This is a genomic window from Vicinamibacterales bacterium (assembly GCA_036504215.1).
Lineage (GTDB): Bacteria > Acidobacteriota > Vicinamibacteria > Vicinamibacterales > Fen-181 > FEN-299.
This window is the reverse complement of sequence record DASXVO010000083.1, coordinates 1-19202: the sequence shown is the minus strand read 5'-3', so window position 1 is coordinate 19202 and position 19202 is coordinate 1. Positions and strand designations below refer to the sequence as shown.

The following is a 19202-nucleotide window of genomic DNA, read 5'->3' as shown; positions in this document are numbered from 1 at the left end:
CGCATGGCCCGTCAGCGCGAGGACCCGACCACGCCGACCCGTCTCGCCGCCGAGCGACGAACGCGCCCGCGCACTGCCGATCCGCACTGGCGCACGGCCATCACGCGGATCGAGCCCAACAAGATCCTGATTCGCGGGTACCCGGTGGACGAGCTGATGGGCCGGCTGTCGTTTGCCGAAGCCGTGTATCTGATCCTGCGCGGCGAGTTGCCGACGCCGTCCATCGGGCAGCTATTCGGGGCGGCCCTCGTCTCCTCGATCGATCATGGGGTGACTCCGCCGTCGACGCTGGCCGCGCGGAACATCGCCACCACCGGCGCGCCCCTGCGCGCGTCGGTCGCGACCGGCGTGCTGGGCTTCGGGATGTACCACGGCGGTGACATCGAGAGCTGCATCCGGTTCATCCAGGATGGACTCTCCGCCGTCCGGCAGGGCGCGACGGTTCAGGCGGCCGCCGAGGCGCTGGTGAAGTCGTACCGGGCCACGGGGCGGCGTCCACCGGGTTTCGGGCACCGCATCCACACGAGCGACCCGCGCGCCGCGCGCCTGCTGCAGATGGCGCACGAGCTCGAGCTCGACGGCGAACACGTTCAGATGATTCGGACGGTCGAGCGCCTGCTCTCCCACGCCGAGGCCGGGGAGAAGCCCCTGCCCTTGAACGTGGACGGCGCCATTGCGGCGGTGTGCGGCGACATGGGCTTCGAACCGGAACTGGGAAATGCGCTGTTCATCATCGCGCGGATCCCGGGGCTGATCGCCCACTCGAACGAGGAGCGCGCCCGGCAGCAGCCGATGCGCCAGATCGATCCGAAGGACGCGATGTACGACGGGCCTCCGCCACGCCGGCTGCCGGAGACACGAAAGTAGCCGGATTGGATCGAGCGGGTTGTCGCGTGGCGCCCAGATGGTTTAGACTTAGGATTCTCGCCGGGTCGGGCACTTAGATCAGCGGTTAGATCGCCTGCTTCACACGCAGGAGGTCACTGGTTCGAATCCAGTAGTGCCCACCATCCTCCTCCGAAACGAAAAAAGGTGACAGGCCCCAGGTCCGGCTGTCCGGGACCAAGGCGCCTGTCACCTCTTCTGTTGTCCTGCGTTTCCGCCTACTGCAGCTTCTTCGCCTGGGCAATCAGCGCCGTGAGCATCTTCGCGTAGCGCTGGTCCGCGTCGGCAAACGCCTTGAGGTACTCGTCCTCACTGGCGATCTTCTGCTTCTTCCAGTCACCATCGAAGACCAGGGCCTTGACGCCGATATCGCACGTATCGAAACGGCCCTCGTCCTTCTTGGCACGCAGCCCATCGGCGCCGCTATCCATCACCAGAGCCTTGGTGCCGCTGATCGACGCGCTATTGAGATCCGTGTAGACGTCCCGAAACTCCTTCTTGGCGATCTTCTCCGCCAGCAGCGGCGGCACCGCGTATCGCGCAGAGACGACGAGGAGTTGGCTGCCAGGGAAGTAGAGCGCAGCCACGAAGCCGTCAGCCGCGTCGCCTCGTGTGTGGGATCCAGGACCGGCGTGGCTTTGGCCTCCCGCCCCAGTGAGACGTACGCCGTGATGGCACGTGTTTCCAGAGCGACCAACGTCGCGTCGTCGCGGTACCCCGCGTCGGCGAGCACCCCGGTCGGCCGCGTACCGAGCGTGTCCTGCACCCGGTCGCCCAGGGGCAGCAACGCGCCCTGGTCCGCCGCACCGTTGCTGAGCCCAGTGGCGACGATCAATTGCGAGACCTCATCCACCGCGGTCTGCGCGTTGTAGCACTGGTCGAAGCCCGCCGTCGTGTTCATGATCCGGCTCTCGGGATCCGTGAAGTTCTCTTGGGCCGTGTCGGGCGGCACGCCAAAGTCCCGCGTGAACGGCTTGCGACCGAGGCCCTGGAGACCAGCCTCCGGTGTGCGGCCCTGCTCGCGGTCCGCGACGGCCTGGCGCGCTTCGAGTCGCGCCTTCGCCGCCGCGATCGTCGCCAACCGGGTCTCGCGGCGCTGCACCTCGGCGGGCAACTCATCGTCCCGCACGTCGGCGCCATGCTCGACATCCTCCGCGACATCGGTCCACTCGGCCTGGGTGGTGAGGGCCGCGATCTCGTCGCGCAACCGCCGTTCCTCCGCGCACATCCGCCCGTAACTCATCGCCTTGCGCTTGCTGGCGTTCGCCTTCAGGCGATGCTGCTCGGCCCCGCGATCCACTTCGAGAATCGCTCGCGGGTGTAGTGGCAGCGGCTCGCGCCCGAGTCGATGACCACGACCGGCTTGGGAATCCGGACCAAGTGTCCATCGCGGCGGGCACGGATGATGTCGCTCAGCGGTGAATTGTCTGACCAGTCGAAATGGACCGGGTCGAGATCGTCGCTGACATCCTCGGCCGGCACCCAGTCTTGCCCGTGCGTTGTCTTGGTGGCAGTGTTCACAGCACCTTCCGCCGCGGTGTACCGAACTCGCCTGCCCGGTTGAGAGCCACGAGCTCGAGCGCCTCGCCCAGTCCGCTGGTCAGCAGGAGGTAAAGGGTCGCCGACGAGCCGGCGGGAACGATGGGGACACCATGGGGAGGCAGAACTGCGTGTCGTGGGTCATACCAGCAGCGTGGACGAGCACCATGACAGGTGAGGGCACGTCCAGGCGAGGGGCGGGCGGCGAGAGGCGCTGACCGCCCGGACGTCCTTGTCAACCGACACGGTGCGGGAGAACTCGTGGGTCCGGAAGGGGTGGTGACGGCAACGTCACACCCGCCTGCGCAGCGGCGATGACGATTCTTGCGCATGCTTCCGCGTCGGACGCGGCTTGGTGATGATCGAGCGGAATCCGCAACCGTCGGCATACATCTGGGAGCTTCGTCGGATAGATGCCCCAGGCGGATCGTGCGAGGCGGACCGTGCATTCGAATCGGCTGGTAGGCGGCTCGACGCCAGCGCGTTCGCAGCAGGTCTCCAGAACGGAGCGGTCGAAACTTGCGTTGTGCGCCGCGAGAAACTCGACGCCCTCGAGCTCCAACCTGAGTTCGGGCCACAGTTCGCGAAACGACGGCGCTCCAGTGACATCGTCCCAGGAGATCCCGTGCAGATACGAGAAGACGAAGGTCCTTCGGGGCGGGCGAATCATGTGGTGAACACGCCGGACAATGCGCGTACCCTCGACCCGCACGACGGCGACAGCGCACGCGCTGTCACGTTCGTAGTCCGCCGTCTCGAAGTCGATGGCAGCAAAGACAGGCTGTTCCACGCCACACTTTCAAGTGTGCTTCATGCCACCCCCATCGGGAAACCGCCTGGCCCCGTCGGAGGAACAACGATGGTACTCGATGGGACAAGGCGGTAAGGGGAACCCAGGGGCGGACGGAGAGCCCAATACGGATCCGTGCGGCATCCTACCACAGCAGTGAAGCCCCAGACATGGAATCGGAGTGCGGCGTCGGAGTGCCGCAACGCAAACGGGGCGGGCACCGTCAGGTGGATGAGATAACCCGCCCGGCGTCGAGTAAGGCCAGCCAGACCACCGTGTTCTGATGGTGCCCACGCCCGGAAACGTCGGGCCGCCCAACGGCCTGGACCGCCGAAGGCATATGCGCGTCCAGCGAGTCGGCCAGGTGGTCGCGCGTGACGACGACCAGCGAGACCTGGTGCCGCGACGCCATGATTCAGAGCCGGCCGGTCTCCAGGTCGAACTCGCTGGGCTGGACGACGCCAGCCAACGGGTGAACGACGATCACCACCCAACGTTCGAGGCCCCGCCAACGTTCCGGGGGGTGTCGATGGCGACGCCCTTCAACCACATACAGTTGGCAAGCCCCACGTGGCCTCATCACATCGGCCACAGCGGTAGGCCGAGTCGCATGGGAATCTCAGCCGCTGGGAATCTCAGCCGCTTGACGGTTGGCCGTTCGACAGAGCACAATCCGCCCCGGACGGACTACTTGCGGAGCATGCGGTGAATCCACACGCGTTGCGTCCTTCCGACCTCAAAACGATTTTGCACTCCAAGCGGGCGAACATTTACTACTTGGAGCATTGTCGCGTGATGGTGAACGGTGGCCGCGTCGAGTATGTCACCGACGCTGGGCCAGACTCCCTCTACTGGAACATCCCTATCGCCAACACGACCACGTTGCTCCTCGGAACGGGAACGTCGGTCACTCAAGCGGCCGTCCGAGAACTCGCCAAGGCTGGTGTGCTCCTGGGGTTCTGTGGGGGAGGAGGGACCCCACTGTTTGCGGCAGCGGAAGGTCCGCAGGAGGTTGTCTGGCTCCAACCGCAAAGCGAGTACCGCCCGGGCGAGTACCTGCAGCACTGGGTACGCTTCTGGTTTGACGATGCCCTTCGCCTTCAAGCAGCGAAGCAGTTTCAGCGGGCCCGAGTTGAACGCGTTGAACAGCACTGGACCGCCAACCGTCTGTTGAAGGACCAACATTTCACCGTTGCTCCGCCCCTCTTGCAGCGCCTCTTGAGTGAAGCTGACGCTGAGTTCACTCTGGCGCGTGACCATTCCCAACTGTTGACCGCGGAAGCGCGCCTGGCCAAGCGGTTGTATCGCATCGCGGCAGAGACCACACGCTACGGCGAGTTTACCCGGGCTGAGCGAGGAGAAAGCGCGGACCGCGCTAATCAGTTCCTCGACCATGGCAACTACCTGGCCTACGGGCTTGGCGCCACCGCCACGTGGGTGCTCGGCCTGCCGCATTCCCTGGCTGTGCTTCATGGCAAGACTCGGCGCGGCGGGCTGGTCTTCGACGTGGCTGACTTGGTGAAGGATGCGGTCATTCTGCCCCAGGCGTTCATCTCAGCCGCGCGAGGCGACACCGAACAGACATTCCGACAGGCGTGCGTCGAGATGCTCACCCGCACCGAATCCCTCGATTTCATGATTGAGACGGTCAAAGCCACCGCACTCCTCGTAGGCCAAGTCGCCTTGAGGCAGTCGAGCCCTGCCGAGGAGAGCAGTGGGTGAATGTCCTGCTGGTATCGCAATGCGACAAACGCGCTCTGACCGAGACCAGGCGGATTCTCGATCAGTTCGCCGAGCGCCGTGGCGACCGCACCTGGCAGACGGCCATCACGCAAGATGGCCTAGACACACTGCGTCGCTTGCTGCGCCAGACCGCACGCAAGAACACGGCAGTCGCGTGCCACTGGATACGCGGGCTGGACCACACCGAGTTGTTGTGGACGGTGGGCAACGCGCGCCGTTTCAACGCCCAAGGCGCGGTACCGACAAACACTACGAGACGGAATGTTCTCCGCCGCCAGGAAGAGAACGATTGGCATAGCGGCGAGGACATCCACCTGTTGGCCGCTCTTGCCGCCCTGCTGCATGACATGGGCAAGGCTACGGAGGCTTTTCAGGGTAACAACATACTTGACTAACCGCATGCTTCGGCCTATATTGAAGGCATGAAGCGCGACGACATCGACGAACCGAAGACCCTACAGGAAGCCATCCTGTTCTTCGCTGACTGCGAGCACTGCCGCGCGGCCGTGGAAGCGATCCGCTGGCCGAATGGCATCGTGCGCTGCCCGACTTGCGGGTCCGACCGCGTCACCTATCTGGCGAACCAGCGCCGGTACAAGTGCTACGAGCGGCATCCGCGCCCGCAGTTCTCGCTCAAGGTCGGGACCATCTTCGAGGATTCCCCCCTTGGCTTCGAGAAGTGGCTCCCGGCACTCTGGCTGCTCACCAACTGCAAGAACGGCATCAGCAGCTACGAGTTGGGCCGCGCGCTCCACGTCACCCAGAAGACCGCGTGGTTTATGCTGTCGCGTCTCCGGCTGGCCTTGCAGGACGAAGAGACCGGCGGCAAGCTCGGAGGCGAGGTCGAAGTCGACGAAACCTACATTGGCGGCAAGGCCAGGAACATGCACCCCGCCAAACGCGCCAGGGTCATCACTGGCACTGGCGGCATGGGCAAGGTCGCTGTGATGGGGTTGCTCGCGCGGCACGGCAAGGACGGGCACTCCACCGTCCGCACCACCGTTGTGCCGGACGTCAAGAAGCCGCGGCTTCAGGCCGAGGTCCGCCAGCATGTCCAGCCCGGCGCGACCGTCTATACCGATGCGCTCTCGTCCTACGCTGGGCTGGCGTCCGACTACACCCACAGCGTCATCGACCACGCCGAGTGCTACGTGAACGGGCAGGTCCACACCAATGGCCTGGAGAACTTCTGGAGTCTCCTGAAGCGAGCCATCAAGGGCACCTACGTGAGCATCGAACCGTTCCATCTGTTCCGCTACCTCGACGAAGAGTGCTTCCGATTCAACCAGCGGGCGGGCGATGATGCCTCCCGCTTCGCGCTCGCCCTCAAGGGCATTCTCGGCCGTCGCCTCACCTACGCCGTCCTGACCGGAAAGGGGCTACCAGAAACGTGCTGAACGCTCACGGCCGCAACTTCGACGGGGCCGACGAGTCCGGAACCGGAATTGAGAACTCAACATGCGCCGAACTCGCCCGGAGCGTCGTGTGAAGGTTCTGGAACACGACCTGTGCATCCTGCGCCGCTTTGTCGAATTGCGTCTTGCAGGACGGACATCGCTCGACCAGCGTTGCATCGAACTTGATCGTGATCTTTGCTCCACACGTGCAGACCAGCGTGAGTGTCTGTAGATCGTCGAGTTGAACAACAATCGCGTGAAGGGCAGTCATCTATGACTCCAGTTGTACCGCGCAAAACCATCACACCCGACGTGCCCGCCGACAACCCAAAGGGCACGATGGACCGATTCACCAAGGGACTGCGGCGAGTTCTCAGGGCGCCAAAGCGAAAAACACACGTATCTCGCGACAAGTGATTCGCGCTATTTGTCCTCTCCGAACTTCACCGCAAGCGATGTCATCAGGCGCCTAACGTGATCCATGACGGCGTCGGCATCTTTCGGTCCGTAGTCCTTCCTGGTGTGCGCTACGTGATTTCTCCAAACGTCTTTTATGGCTTGAATCTCCTGCCACGCACCTAGAAAGCATTCCTGCGCTGCCTGTTTCTCGTCTTTTCTCCGCATCTTGTCGATCTTGCCGTCGATAGCTGGCTTCAGCCCAGAAAGCACCTTTTCCCATGTGGCGTACGCAATTGGAACATATTCGTCGTACCTCTTGGTCGCCTTGTTCCACTTGTTCCTGACCTGCTTGAAGCCAAAGTAGAGGCAGAACCGGCGGAGAGCCCACTCTACAGCCCGCATCAGATGGAAGACAGCGGCGGTGTCACAGCCTGCGGCAAGGCAGTTTCCAGCTTCTCGAATGTCGTTCGTAGCCGAAGGGAAGGCCGCCGAGACGGCCTCTCCAAACAGATCAGGCCTGTCTAGGTACTCAGTTCTGTCATGAGGCACCAAAACAAACTTGAGTTTCTCCACTTCGCGTATGAGTGCGTCACTCACATTCTTTAGGTCGGCGGCGGCCCAAGAATAATCAACCACTCGGGGACCGACCGAACCCTGCATTCGTGGATCGAAGGCGCGTAGAGTATCTCGCGTTCTGCCGGCCCCATCACAGAACTGATACTTCACACAGAGATCGTGGGCAATCGTGACGTACGCCCACACGAGACGCTGGTCATCCTCCGAGACGGCTCTAGCCCCTTCGCCAAGCGCGCGCCTGGCCTCACAATTCCTAGCGGTGTTCGACAGAGACCGCACGGCCGCCACGAAGTCGCCAACGTCGAACAGATTCATGATGTCCCACAGGCTCAGAACCCTGCCGGGATCATCCCAGCAGCCGGGGGTCACAGTACACCCCCGGCGTGGGTTAGGCAAGTATATTGTTGCCCTTTTCAGGGTCTCTTGCGCCGCCAACAGGTCGGTCGCAACCGATACCGCCACGAGTGGGTTTCGCTGCGGCTCTTCGAGGCGTTCGTCGGCCCGGACGTTGACTCGGATTGGCTCGCAAGGTTGGCCGCTCCGACGACCGAGGACGATGCGACGTGGCTGGGCCGCCTCCGTCGTGATGGACTCGACCGAGACTGCCGGCGCCCTCTGGACTCCTTGTCTCACGCTCCACTGGCCCAGGCCGTCGGGTGGTTGGTGGTGAGCCATCATCGCCTGCCTGTCCGACCCAGCGATCGAAACGGTGACCGGCCGGTGTTCACGGTGCCGGGGCTCTCGAACATCTTGGCGCAGGTGGATGCGAACTGGAACGAGTCGTGGCAGGGCGACGACCACGATGCGGATGGCGTTGCCTCCTACTGGCGATTTCCCCGTGGCCTTCCTACTACGTCAGTCGCTTGGCGACGGAATGCGGCACGGGTTGCCCGACGACTGCAAGCGATGTGCAGCCGGCCCGACCGGGCGCAGGGGTTCATCTGGGTGGACAACCCGTATGTGATGCACCTGTCGCGCCTCTGCTTGATGCTGGCCGACCACCACTATTCGGCCCGGTCAACCCTGCCTGAATGTATCTCCGCGCCGGAGAGTGACACGCTCTACGCAAATACCGACCGGAGCACGGGCTGTCTGCGGCAGACGCTCGACGAGCATCTCCTGGGCGTGCTGCGTCATAGCCGGGCGGCGGCCGTTGCGTTGCCCGCACTTGATCAGCATCTCCCGCGTCTCCTGGCATCACGTGCGTTGAACGCGCGCGTGCAGGACGAACGCTTTCGGTGGCAGAACAAGGCCGCTGACGTTGCGGCCACGATGCATCAGCGAGCCAGTCGGCACGGCGCTTTCATCGTCAACATGGCGTCGACCGGGTGCGGCAAGACTTTGGCGAACGCGCGCATGATGTATGCCTTGGCGGACCCAGCGACGGGCATGCGTTGCGCATTTGGGATGGGTCTGCGAACGCTGACCCTTCAGACGGGTCGGGCATTCCGGAACCTCTTGAATCTGGGTGACGATAGTGTGGCGATTCAAGTCGGGGGGGCCGCATCCCGCGCGTTGTTCGAGCACTACCAGCATCTGGCTGAGCAGAGCGGTTCCGCCTCTTGCCAACCGTTGCTGGACGAAGACAGTGTCGTCGATTTTGGTGGTACCGACCTTGAGAGCCACCCATTGCTCGATCAGGTGGTGCACGACCCACAGATACAGGCGTTGGTCGCCGCCCCTCTGTTGGTCTGCACAATCGACCACCTGACACCGTCGACCGAGAGCCAGCGCGGTGGAAGCCAAATTGCGCCGATGCTGCGGTTGATGAGCGGCGACTTGGTCTTGGACGAACCTGACGACTTCGACATCAGCGATCTGCCTGCTCTGACCCGTCTGGTCCACTGGGCCGGACTGTTTGGTTCGCGTGTGCTGCTGTCGTCGGCGACGTTGCCGCCGGCCTTGGTGCAGGGCTTGTTCCTCGCCTACCGGGCCGGCCGCGTCCATTTCCAATTCAATCGGAACGACCGCCCCGGCGGCGCTGCCCCCCCACCCGACATCTGCTGCGCCTGGGTGGACGAGTTCCGACAGATCCAGGTCGACTGCCAGACGCCTGAACTGTTCGAGTCCACACATGCAGCCTTCGCGAGCCAGCGACGTGACGCACTCCGGCAACTCGCGGCCGGCGAGGCTCGGCGGCGATGCGAACTCATCGACCTATCTCCCGAGGTGGATGAGGACGACACAACGCTGTATGCCCGTTATGCATCGCTCGCAATGGCCTCGGCGAGCGAGTTGCACGCGCGGCATCACACGGTGGATGCGCTCAGCGGTAGACGGGTCAGTTTCGGCCTGGTCCGTATGGCCAACATCGGACCTCTCTACGAAGTCGCGCTGGCCCTCTTCCGTGCTGGTGCCCCTACCGGGCATCGCGTCCATCTCTGCGTGTACCACTCGCAGTACCCACTCCTGCTGCGGTCGGCCATTGAGCACCGCTTGGACTTGGCGTTGAATCGAGTGGACCCGTTGGCGGTCTTTCGGCTGCCGGACATTCGGGCGCGATTGGCCAGCTACCCAGAGCACGACCACCTGTTCCTGGTGCTGGGGTCACCCGTCACCGAGGTCGGGCGTGACCACGACTACGACTGGGCAGTCATCGAACCCTCGTCCGTACGCTCGCTCATCCAACTCGCTGGAAGGGTTCGACGGCATCGACCAGGGCGTGCACGTCACCCAACCTGCGAGTCTTCAATGCGAACCTCAGTCACTGCAGAGCACCGGCGAAGCTCGCATTTTGGCGACCAGGCTTTGAGTCCTGCGAGTTCACACTCGCGGAGCACCAACTGGACCGGCTACTCGACCCGTCAGAGCGCGACGTCATCGACGCGCGACCGCGAATTGTCGCCGCCGAACAGCTGCGGCCACACCACCGCCTTGTGGACCTGGAGCACGCGCGGATGCGGGAGATCATGCTGCCCGTGGCACAGGCCCTTCAACACCGTGGTCCACCGAACCCACGAGCAAGACCGGTTCCGGCTGTCAATGCCGCACTGTGGTGGAGCCTGCCTCCGGCCGACGCGCTGCTCACCGCGGAACTCCAACGAAAACAACCGTTCCGCGGTGACACGACCCCGGACGTCGAACTGTTCTTGCGGGTGTCGTCCGACGACGATGACGACTTTGAACTGACCCGTTTGCTGCCCATCCACGGCGGTCGAGGCCACCTGCATGAGGCGGTTGACAGGTCGCTGCTGCAGCGGTTGCCAGACGACTGTGTCCAGGGACCGGGTATCGTGGCGTGGAGCGACGCCACCTTCATGCAGCCCTTGCGTGACTTGGCCGACGCGCGAGCGATGAGCCTCCGGGATTGCTCCAGACGGTTTGCCACCGTCACCTTGCCAGAACACGAGGCGGGCTACCGATTTCATCCGACGTTGGGCTTTGCCAAGAGACTGCGCTGAACTGTTCACCGCTGTGGTGACGTTCTTGAGTACAGGGGAGGACATCCGTGTCAGATCCATCACGCGCCGACCAGATACGGCGCATCATCGAAGAGTTCTTGTCGGCGCGACTTCAAGAGAAGCTGAGGTCGCTTGCGACTGTCGAGGGAGGTGCGGGCAACACACCCTCGAACCGAGAGGAGTTGCATCGCAAGTTCGGGCTAGAGGCCTGGATTGGCGATGCTGCCCACCGGATACAACAACTCCAGGCGGTGACCCATTCACTGAAGGCGACCCATCCAGACGCCAAAGGCACGAACCTCTACGCCGACCCCACGACATTGCCCGCCCTGGCATGCGTCGGAAGTCACTGCCTGGGCAAGGACTACGACAGCGATACGGTCGGGAACGCCGCCGCATTGGACGTCGTCAAGTTCTTGAGACTGCCGGTCGGAGAGGCAACCGTGTGGGATCTCGTGCGTTTGGACGATCCGGACGTGGGGGCGGCGTTGAGCGCTGACCCTGAGCAGGCACAAGGATGGCTGGACGCCTTCAAGCGGCTGATGGAGCCGAAAGGCACGCTGGCTTCACACACGCTGGCGAAGCAGGTCTACTGGCTGGTCGGCCTCGACCCTCACGACGATGACTGCTACCACCTGCTGGCACCGCTGTATGCGACATCGCTTGCTCATCGCGTGTACGTTGCCGTCCGGTCCGATCGCTTCAGTGAGGAAAGCAAGAGCGCGCATGCGGCGAGAAAGGCCTGTAAGTACGCGGAGCATGTGTTGCATGACTACCCCGGTCTGGCCGTTCAGAAGCTTGGGGGCACGAAACCCCAGAACATCAGTCAGTTGAACAGTGAGCGTAGAGGCGAGAACTACCTGCTTACATCGTTGCCACCCCGTTGGAAGTCCGCGAGCGTGCGGCCCCTACTGAACACCGAGTCGATGTTCACTCCTTTCGCGCGTCGGCCAGCAGTCAAACAAGCGGTCGCCACGCTGCGGTCTCACCTTGAGTGCGCCCCGGCGGCGAATTTACAGACCCGCCGGCGTCGAGATGCGCTGGTGTCGGACCTGCTAGGTGAACTGCTGATGTATCGAGCTGAGTTACTGACCCTGCCGGCTCGCTGGACGGCGGAGCCCAATTGTCGTCTGAGCGCTGCCGAACGACAGTGGCTGGACCCCGATGCCGAGCAGTCGGGCCGCGCTTTGCCTCCCGGCTGGGAGAATGAAGTGAGCTTGTCGTTTGGTCGCTGGCTCAACACCCAGTTGCGCGATCCGCTTCCGATGGGTGACCCGGAGTACATGCATTGGTGCGCGTTGGCACAGGCCGAGATAGAGGCCCAGGAGCAGGAGGAACTGCATGTCGACTGACTATCAGGAAGCCGTGCTGATTGTGCCCCGCTTGAAAGTACGCGGTGCTAACGCCGTGTCAAGCCAGATGACCTGGGGGTTCCCGTCGATCACCGCGTTTACTGGTTTGATGACGGCCCTTGCGAGGCGCCGAGCCGGCGAGGGCGCCGTGGAGTTTCGTGGCATCGGAGTCGTGTGCCACGACTGTGAGCCGCAGACCACCGAAGGCGGCTATACCCGAGCGTTCCGACTGACGCGGAACCCCGTTGACAAGAAAGGGGACACGGCCGCGATTGTTGAAGAGGGTCGAATCCATCTCGACGTCACGCTCGTGTTCTTGGTCAACCTAGCCACCACTCACGTTGGCGAGGGGGCGCGTCAGCGAATCGCGCAGGAGACGTCCAGGCTTCTCCACGATATGCGGATAGCTGGTGGTAGCCTGCTGCCCAGCGCGCCAGACGAAGGCAGGCGCGCGCAGCGGCCGTCCCTGCACGTGTTGCCTGACACATCCGATGACCGACGCGCCCAATTCCGTACGATGACGCGTCGATGGTTGCCAGGCTTCACGCTGGTGGACCGCAGGGACCTGCTTGACGCCCACCTTGCAACTCTCTGTCAGACCACGCCAGGTACCCGCCTGCTCGATGCGTGGCTCGACCTATCGCGGCTGAACCATCGGGCGATTCGAGCACCAGACGGAACCGTCGAGTGGGTAACCGACCGGCGCGAAGGATGGACGGTGCCCATCCCCGTGGGCTACGCGGGGCTCTCGCAGCTATACCGTAGCGGTGAGGTTGCCAACGCCCGTGATGCGACCACGCCTTTCAGGTTTGTCGAGAGCGTCTATTCCATTGGGCAGTGGATAAGTCCGCATCGCCTGACTGACGTGGTCGACCTGGTCTGGTACACCAGCTATGACCCGGCCGATGGTCTGTATCGGTGCTGTAACGACTACTCTGTTTCGACATCTGCCGCCGATGCAGCGGCCATCCGCTAACCCGAAATCTGAGGAGTGCACAATGGCTCTCAAGACTGCGACCGTTCTGGCCTTTGAACGTAAGCTCGACCCGTCCGATGCGTTATTCTTCGCCGGGCGCTGGGAAGCGCGCGCCAGCGACGACGCGTGGCAGCCCATTGCCGTTCGTGAGAAGTCAGTACGGGGTACCATTTCCAATCGCCTCAAAGCAAAGGATCAAGACCCTGCCAAATTGGATGCCGCTGTCGAGAATCCCAACCTACAGAAGGTTGATGTGGCGACGCTGCCAAATACGACGGACACGCTCCGGGTGAGCTTCACGCTGCGTGTGCTCGCCGGAACAGGCGTTCCATCGGCATGCAACAACAGCGAGTATCGGGCCAGATTGCTCGCCGTAGTGAACAGGTACGCAGAGGAACATGGCTTCGACGAACTGGCGCATCGCTACGCCATCAATCTGGCAAACGGACGGTTTCTCTGGCGCAATCGAATTGGGGCGGAACAACTCGAGGTGCGCGTCGCACAACTCCGGGACGGGGCGCTGGCCCAGAAGTGGACGTTCAATTCTCTCGCCTTCTCGCTCAGGAATTTCGAGGTTCCAAGCACAGACACCGCCAACGTCGACGCTCTGGCGGGCGTCATTGCCAACGGGTTCTCCGGCCCGCAATCCGTGTTGCTCAGCGTGACGGCGTTTGTGCGCATCGGCACAGGGCAGGAGGTGTTTCCATCGCAGGAGTTGTTTCTCAACAAGGAGGCGGGCAAGAAGAGCAAGACCCTCTACTCCGTGAGCGCCGTGGCCGGCATGCACTCGCAGAAGATCGGCAATGCGATACGGACAATCGACACGTGGCACCCCGAGTCTGAGGAATTCGGGCCCATTGCTGTCGAGCCTTACGGATCCGTGACGACCCTCGGTAAGGCCTGCCGGCAGCCGAAGTCGAAGCAGGACTTCTATAGCCTACTGGACAACTGGATACTCAAAGACAACGCGCCTGAGATGAGCAATCAGCATTTCGTCGTCGCGACGCTGATTCGAGGCGGAGTGTTCGGTGACTCTGGGAAGGAGTAACGGGAATGGACTACTTCACGGACGTTGAGGTTCGCCGGGACCCTGAACTCGCGCCTCATGTGCTACTCGGCGCTCTGTACGACAGACTGCATCGCGCACTGGCACCCGACAACAAGCTCGGCGTCGCGGTTGCGTTCCCTGACTATCAGATTCGACCCCCATCGCTTGGCAGACGACTAAGGCTTCTTGGGGGTCGAACGGCACTGGATACGCTGCTGGCGTCCGACTGGCTTGGGGCCATGCGAGACCACGTATTGGTTGGGCCCGTAGACTCAATACCGAGTCACGCGGCTCATCGCACGCTTCGCCGTGTTCAGGCCAAGAGCAGTCCTGAAAGACTCCGGCGGCGGCTTGCCAAGCGTCATGGTCTCGACGCGCTGCAACTTGCCGAGCGGGTGCCCGAGAACGTGGCTGAGCGGTTGACGCTGCCATGGGTTCAACTACGCAGCCACACCACGGGGCAGAACTTCCGGCTGTTTCTGAAGGCGGGAATCCCGCAGGACGAGCCGGTCACAGGTACTTTCAATGCGTTCGGACTGAGTCTCTTGGCTACGATCCGGTGGTTCTGACCCTTTTCTGGAGCCTGCTCGCAGTCCCGCGTTACTTCAGCGACTTACGGTGAGGCCGTTTAGGAAGGAAGGAGGCCATGATCTGCGAGTAACCGCTCTATCAATAGGACTTGCGGCGATATCGGTCGAGTTCACTGCCGCGTAGGCAGCTCAGAAAGAACGATGTTCGCCTCGCCGGGCGGTGCGGATGTTCACTGCCGCGTAGGCAGCTCAGAAAATGAGCCGCGGCCGCCGGGCACGCGTCGGACGGTTCACTGCCGCGTAGGCAGCTCAGAAATTGGAGGCGCTGATCCGCCGAGCCCTGCCGATGTTCACTGCCGCGTAGGCAGCTCAGAAATAGTGGCGACTAGGCGAGGGGTCGTGTCTGGAGTTCACTGCCGCGTAGGCAGCTCAGAAAACGACGCCGACCAGGCGAAGGCCGACCTTGTCGTTCACTGCCGCGTAGGCAGCTCAGAAATTTATGCCGCCGAGCGGCGTCAACGTGGTCACGTTCACTGCCGCGTAGGCAGCTCAGAAACCACCGAACCGATAGTCCGCGACCACAAGCCATGTTCACTGCCGCGTAGGCAGCTCAGAAATCCGTCGCGCCGAACCAGGATCGTCCCCAGGCGTTCACTGCCGCGTAGGCAGCTCAGAAAACGACGCTCACGGAGGACGTCGCGGCAGGGGACTTCACTGCCGCGTAGGCAGCTCAGAAAAATGCGCCGTTGATGTTGGCGATCGCGACCGTGTTCACTGCCGCGTAGGCAGCTCAGAAATGGACGCCTCGGGACTCTGCCCTGACGCCATCGTTCACTGCCGCGTAGGCAGCTCAGAAAAGCGCGGACCGGAACTTCCGCCGATTGAACGAGTTCACTGCCGCGTAGGCAGCTCAGAAAATCGACATAGGCCCCACCTGGCCAGCGGCAAGGTTCACTGCCGCGTAGGCAGCTCAGAAATCTGTGTGCCAGGGGGTGCCCCGAACGGACCAGTTCACTGCCGCGTAGGCAGCTCAGAAAAGCGAGTTGCAGCGGACGAACGATCCGCCCGTGTTCACTGCCGCGTAGGCAGCTCAGAAATCACGATGTCCGGTGCCAAGATCACGCAAAACGTTCACTGCCGCGTAGGCAGCTCAGAAATTTTCGCGGAACGTACATGAGTATCCGGAACCGTTCACTGCCGCGTAGGCAGCTCAGAAACTGGAACGCGTGCACGCTGACGTGCTCCCAACGTTCACTGCCGCGTAGGCAGCTCAGAAATGACCATCCGAAGTTCGGCGAGGCCGGTGCGCGTTCACTGCCGCGTAGGCAGCTCAGAAATGTTAGGGAGTCTGAGCGATGTCACAACAATAGTTCACTGCCGCGTAGGCAGCTCAGAAATTGCACGATGGCCGGGAGTACGTCGGACGATCGTTCACTGCCGCGTAGGCAGCTCAGAAATGCGCGATACCGTAGTCACCCTCGACCCCGAGGTTCACTGCCGCGTAGGCAGCTCAGAAAAGGCAGCTGCGGCGGTCGGTGACGGCCACCTACGTTCACTGCCGCGTAGGCAGCTCAGAAATCCGCGTGTCCTACTCCAGCCTGCCCAGACCAGTTCACTGCCGCGTAGGCAGCTCAGAAAACACCACGGCGATGCACGCCAAGGCCAAGGTGGTTCACTGCCGCGTAGGCAGCTCAGAAAATCGGCACCGCATGCAGTGCCACAACCGACCCGTTCACTGCCGCGTAGGCAGCTCAGAAATCACCCTGAGTTCATCGGCCCAGGCCCACCACGTTCACTGCCGCGTAGGCAGCTCAGAAAGCTTCAGGAGGTCGGCGTTCACCCCTTCTATCGTTCACTGCCGCGTAGGCAGCTCAGAAAAGAGAGGGACACCATGCTCGGACTACTACTTCGTTCACTGCCGCGTAGGCAGCTCAGAAACGTGGTATCTGCTACTCGACGAACCCGTAGAAGTTCACTGCCGCGTAGGCAGCTCAGAAACGCAGCACTTCCTCGGCCAGCGTGCGCGCCGGGTTCACTGCCGCGTAGGCAGCTCAGAAATGCGCCTGGTGGGCGTAGGCGTCGACGACCCGGTTCACTGCCGCGTAGGCAGCTCAGAAAGATCGGCGCAAACGCCGCAGCCCTGGCATGCCGTTCACTGCCGCGTAGGCAGCTCAGAAAATCTCTTTTCGGCCCCGGCCCGGCCAGCCTCCGTTCACTGCCGCGTAGGCAGCTCAGAAAGTGACCAGGCGTGGCAGGCCGGAGAGACGGCCGTTCACTGCCGCGTAGGCAGCTCAGAAAGCGCTGATGGCGGATGCCATCGCCGAACTGGCGTTCACTGCCGCGTAGGCAGCTCAGAAAAGCGAGGCCTTCAGCGGACGACAACGCACCGTGTTCACTGCCGCGTAGGCAGCTCAGAAAGAAAACGCCTCGACCATCCGCACGAATCGCGCGTTCACTGCCGCGTAGGCAGCTCAGAAAACACGCACGACGCGCTCCCCCGTGCCCATCAGGTTCACTGCCGCGTAGGCAGCTCAGAAAAGGTGGCGCCAGGTGGGCTCTGCTGCCCTCCAGTTCACTGCCGCGTAGGCAGCTCAGAAATAATGGGGTACCCATCTTCTTGCGATGACAACGTTCACTGCCGCGTAGGCAGCTCAGAAAGAGTGGCAGGAACGCTGGTCAAAGCGCAGCTAGTTCACTGCCGCGTAGGCAGCTCAGAAAGGCAAGCTCCGCGCCGTCGTCACGAGCGACAAGTTCACTGCCGCGTAGGCAGCTCAGAAAAGCAGCCCATCCGCGTCATTGAAGCAGATCCCGTTCACTGCCGCGTAGGCAGCTCAGAAAACGCGTCGCCACTACGTGCCCGTGCTAGATTCGTTCACTGCCGCGTAGGCAGCTCAGAAAGCTTGCATGACCGCGTCGAGCAACGCGCGAAAGTTCACTGCCGCGTAGGCAGCTCAGAAAATCAGGCCTTGGCCGTCCGTGTACGCGCTCGTGTTCACTGCCGCGTAGGCAGCTCAGAAAAAGGGCTACCGGGAGGATGGTCAGGTGCCACCGTTCACTGCCGCGTAGGCAGCTCAGAAATCAGGGTGCGGCGGGTCGTCCTCGTCCCCCTCGTTCACTGCCGCGTAGGCAGCTCAGAAAATCGGCCGCGTCCGTCGCGCTGTTCTCACCCCGTTCACTGCCGCGTAGGCAGCTCAGAAAACACCGGACACAGCGCGTCTGTAGGGGTGGGGGTTCACTGCCGCGTAGGCAGCTCAGAAAAAATGAAGCGCAGTTGACGAGGCGTGTGATGCGTTCACTGCCGCGTAGGCAGCTCAGAAAACCGAGCCGGTGAAGGTCGTATGAGCGATCCCGTTCACTGCCGCGTAGGCAGCTCAGAAAATCAGGCGGGCGTCTCCGAGGTGGACGTGATCGTTCACTGCCGCGTAGGCAGCTCAGAAATCGTGCCGACGAGCCTCACGCTGACGACATGGGTTCACTGCCGCGTAGGCAGCTCAGAAAGTGCGGTCGCTGTGCTCAATCGGCCAATCAAAGTTCACTGTCGCGTAGGCAGCTCAGAAAACACGGCCCGCCGCGACAACGGCAGCAGCGCGGTTCACTGCCGCGTAGGCAGCTCAGAAAGACGAGTCGCGCGATCGTGGCGTCCATCGTGGGTTCACTGCCGCGTAGGCAGCTCAGAAATGAGACGACAGAGAGCGAGGCGTAATCATGGCGTTCACTGCCGCGTAGGCAGCTCAGAAAAAGGGCATCGTGAGCAGCCACGGGGGGACGGAGTTCACTGCCGCGTAGGCAGCTCAGAAAGCTGGCACGTGCGAAGACGAGCGAAACAGATCGTTCACTGCCGCGTAGGCAGCTCAGAAATTCGGATGCCGCATCACGCCCTTGTGTAGGGTGTTCACTGCCGCGTAGGCAGCTCAGAAATGAGTCTGGCGAGCCACGCGAGCAGAAGCTCAGTTCACTGCCGCGTAGGCAGCTCAGAAAGCACGGCCTTTGCCGAGATGCCACGGGGCCAGGTTCACTGCCGCGTAGGCAGCTCAGAAAATGCGAGCAAGGGATTCCCGCGCGCCTGCCGAGTTCACTGCCGCGTAGGCAGCTCAGAAATCTCGGTCCGCGTGACCCGGGAGGAGCGCCGCGTTCACTGCCGCGTAGGCAGCTCAGAAATCGGTCTACATCACTTCCTCACGCCCGCCACACGTTCACTGCCGCGTAGGCAGCTCAGAAAACAACGAGGTCGTAGGTTTTGGTGAGCCACTTGTTCACTGCCGCGTAGGCAGCTCAGAAATTCGGCGATGAAGCGTTCGAGTAGCCGCGTCTGTTCACTGCCGCGTAGGCAGTTCAGAAATGCTCTATGGCGTCGGGCAACGCCTCTCGGGAGTTCACTGCCGCGTAGGCGGCTCAGAAACCGGTGATCTGGCGTTTGTCACCCGACGGAACGCAGGAGGTCACTGGTTCGAATCCAGTAGTGCCCACCATCCTCCTCCGAAACGAAAAAAGGTGACAGGCCCCAGGTCCGGCTGTCCGGGACCAAGGCGCCTGTCACCTCTTCTGTTGTCCTGCGTTTCCGCCTAC

General features: G+C 62.6%; 14 protein-coding genes, 1 tRNA gene and 1 CRISPR repeat array. Of the genes, 10 read left to right on the top strand and 5 right to left on the bottom strand.

What is annotated here, in order from left to right; translation table 11 throughout:
• Nucleotides 1–3 precede the first annotated feature (3 nt).
• Nucleotides 4–867 (top strand): citryl-CoA lyase, encoded by an 864-nt coding sequence (locus VGK32_22205; protein ID HEY3384481.1) that lies wholly within the window; start codon nt 4–6, stop codon nt 865–867.
• 67 nt (nt 868–934) lie between these two features.
• Nucleotides 935–1010 (top strand) — tRNA-Val (locus VGK32_22200).
• Nucleotides 1011–1103: 93 nt separating this feature from the next.
• Here the strand turns inward: VGK32_22200 and VGK32_22195 are convergent.
• From VGK32_22195 to VGK32_22185, 3 genes are read right to left on the bottom strand one after another with little or no spacing between them, the layout of a single operon-like run.
• Nucleotides 1104–1316 carry a hypothetical protein gene (locus VGK32_22195; GenBank protein HEY3384480.1) on the bottom strand — a complete coding sequence of 71 codons (213 nt, stop codon included), beginning with the start codon at nt 1314–1316 and terminating at the stop codon, nt 1104–1106.
• The gene (locus VGK32_22190) at nt 1316–2185 is read right to left on the bottom strand and encodes a hypothetical protein (GenBank protein ID HEY3384479.1); all 870 of its coding nucleotides are present in this window, start codon (nt 2183–2185) and stop codon (nt 1316–1318) included. Before VGK32_22190 ends, VGK32_22195 begins: the two co-directional genes overlap by 1 nt.
• Complete coding sequence (locus VGK32_22185; GenBank protein ID HEY3384478.1) at nt 2155–2406, bottom strand: hypothetical protein; 252 nt, start codon at nt 2404–2406, stop codon at nt 2155–2157. Before VGK32_22185 ends, VGK32_22190 begins: the two co-directional genes overlap by 31 nt.
• 1513 nt (nt 2407–3919) lie before the next feature.
• Between VGK32_22185 and cas1f the strand changes: the two genes are divergently transcribed.
• From cas1f to VGK32_22170, 3 genes are read left to right on the top strand one after another with little or no spacing between them, the layout of a single operon-like run.
• Complete coding sequence (cas1f, locus tag VGK32_22180) at nt 3920–4936, top strand: type I-F CRISPR-associated endonuclease Cas1f (protein HEY3384477.1); 1017 nt, start codon at nt 3920–3922, stop codon at nt 4934–4936.
• Nucleotides 4933–5352 (top strand): hypothetical protein, encoded by a 420-nt coding sequence (locus VGK32_22175; GenBank protein ID HEY3384476.1) that lies wholly within the window; start codon nt 4933–4935, stop codon nt 5350–5352. Before cas1f ends, VGK32_22175 begins: the two co-directional genes overlap by 4 nt.
• Before the next feature lie 27 nt (nt 5353–5379).
• Nucleotides 5380–6354, top strand: a complete 975-nt coding sequence (locus VGK32_22170) for an IS1595 family transposase (protein HEY3384475.1) — start codon at nt 5380–5382, stop codon at nt 6352–6354.
• Nucleotides 6355–6358: 4 nt separating this feature from the next.
• Here the strand turns inward: VGK32_22170 and VGK32_22165 are convergent, their stop codons facing one another.
• Both VGK32_22165 and VGK32_22160 read right to left on the bottom strand, forming a co-directional pair.
• Nucleotides 6359–6625, bottom strand: coding sequence for a hypothetical protein (locus VGK32_22165; protein ID HEY3384474.1), 267 nt, complete (start codon nt 6623–6625; stop codon nt 6359–6361).
• Between the two features lie 152 nt (nt 6626–6777).
• Nucleotides 6778–7515, bottom strand: coding sequence for a hypothetical protein (locus VGK32_22160; protein HEY3384473.1), 738 nt, complete (start codon nt 7513–7515; stop codon nt 6778–6780).
• On the opposite strand from VGK32_22160, the gene cas3f reads away from it, so the two are divergent.
• The 5 genes from cas3f to cas6f all read left to right on the top strand — a co-directional run bounded on the left by cas3f (nt 7489) and on the right by cas6f (nt 14675).
• Nucleotides 7489–10458: a type I-F CRISPR-associated helicase Cas3f gene (gene cas3f, locus VGK32_22155; GenBank protein HEY3384472.1), complete on the top strand. Its 2970-nt coding sequence runs from the start codon at nt 7489–7491 to the stop codon at nt 10456–10458. The two genes, VGK32_22160 and cas3f, sit on opposite strands and share 27 nt — an antisense overlap.
• A 319-nt stretch (nt 10459–10777) precedes the next feature.
• A complete protein-coding gene (gene csy1 / locus VGK32_22150) occupies nt 10778–12082 on the top strand; it encodes a type I-F CRISPR-associated protein Csy1 (GenBank protein HEY3384471.1) in 1305 nt (434 codons plus the stop codon).
• Nucleotides 12072–13058, top strand: a complete 987-nt coding sequence (csy2, locus tag VGK32_22145; protein ID HEY3384470.1) for a type I-F CRISPR-associated protein Csy2 — start codon at nt 12072–12074, stop codon at nt 13056–13058. The genes csy1 and csy2 overlap by 11 nt, the downstream gene beginning before the upstream one ends.
• Before the next feature lie 22 nt (nt 13059–13080).
• Nucleotides 13081–14106 (top strand): type I-F CRISPR-associated protein Csy3, encoded by a 1026-nt coding sequence (csy3, locus tag VGK32_22140; protein ID HEY3384469.1) that lies wholly within the window; start codon nt 13081–13083, stop codon nt 14104–14106.
• Between the two features lie 5 nt (nt 14107–14111).
• Nucleotides 14112–14675, top strand: a complete 564-nt coding sequence (cas6f, locus tag VGK32_22135) for a type I-F CRISPR-associated endoribonuclease Cas6/Csy4 (protein HEY3384468.1) — start codon at nt 14112–14114, stop codon at nt 14673–14675.
• A 129-nt stretch (nt 14676–14804) separates the two neighbouring features.
• A CRISPR array of direct repeats spans nt 14805–19035; the repeat unit is 28 nt; unit sequence GTTCACTGCCGCGTAGGCAGCTCAGAAA.
• Nucleotides 19036–19202 lie beyond the last annotated feature (167 nt).

Coding starts and splice junctions, on each gene's coding strand:
- VGK32_22205 (HEY3384481.1), top strand. CDS start 4: ATGGCCCGTCAGCGCGAGGACCCGACCACGCCGACCCGTCTCGCCGCC.
- VGK32_22195 (HEY3384480.1), bottom strand. CDS start 1,316: ATGGATAGCGGCGCCGATGGGCTGCGTGCCAAGAAGGACGAGGGCCGT.
- VGK32_22170 (HEY3384475.1), top strand. CDS start 5,380: ATGAAGCGCGACGACATCGACGAACCGAAGACCCTACAGGAAGCCATC.
- VGK32_22165 (HEY3384474.1), bottom strand. CDS start 6,625: ATGACTGCCCTTCACGCGATTGTTGTTCAACTCGACGATCTACAGACA.
- csy2 (HEY3384470.1), top strand. CDS start 12,072: ATGTCGACTGACTATCAGGAAGCCGTGCTGATTGTGCCCCGCTTGAAA.
- csy3 (HEY3384469.1), top strand. CDS start 13,081: ATGGCTCTCAAGACTGCGACCGTTCTGGCCTTTGAACGTAAGCTCGAC.
- cas6f (HEY3384468.1), top strand. CDS start 14,112: ATGGACTACTTCACGGACGTTGAGGTTCGCCGGGACCCTGAACTCGCG.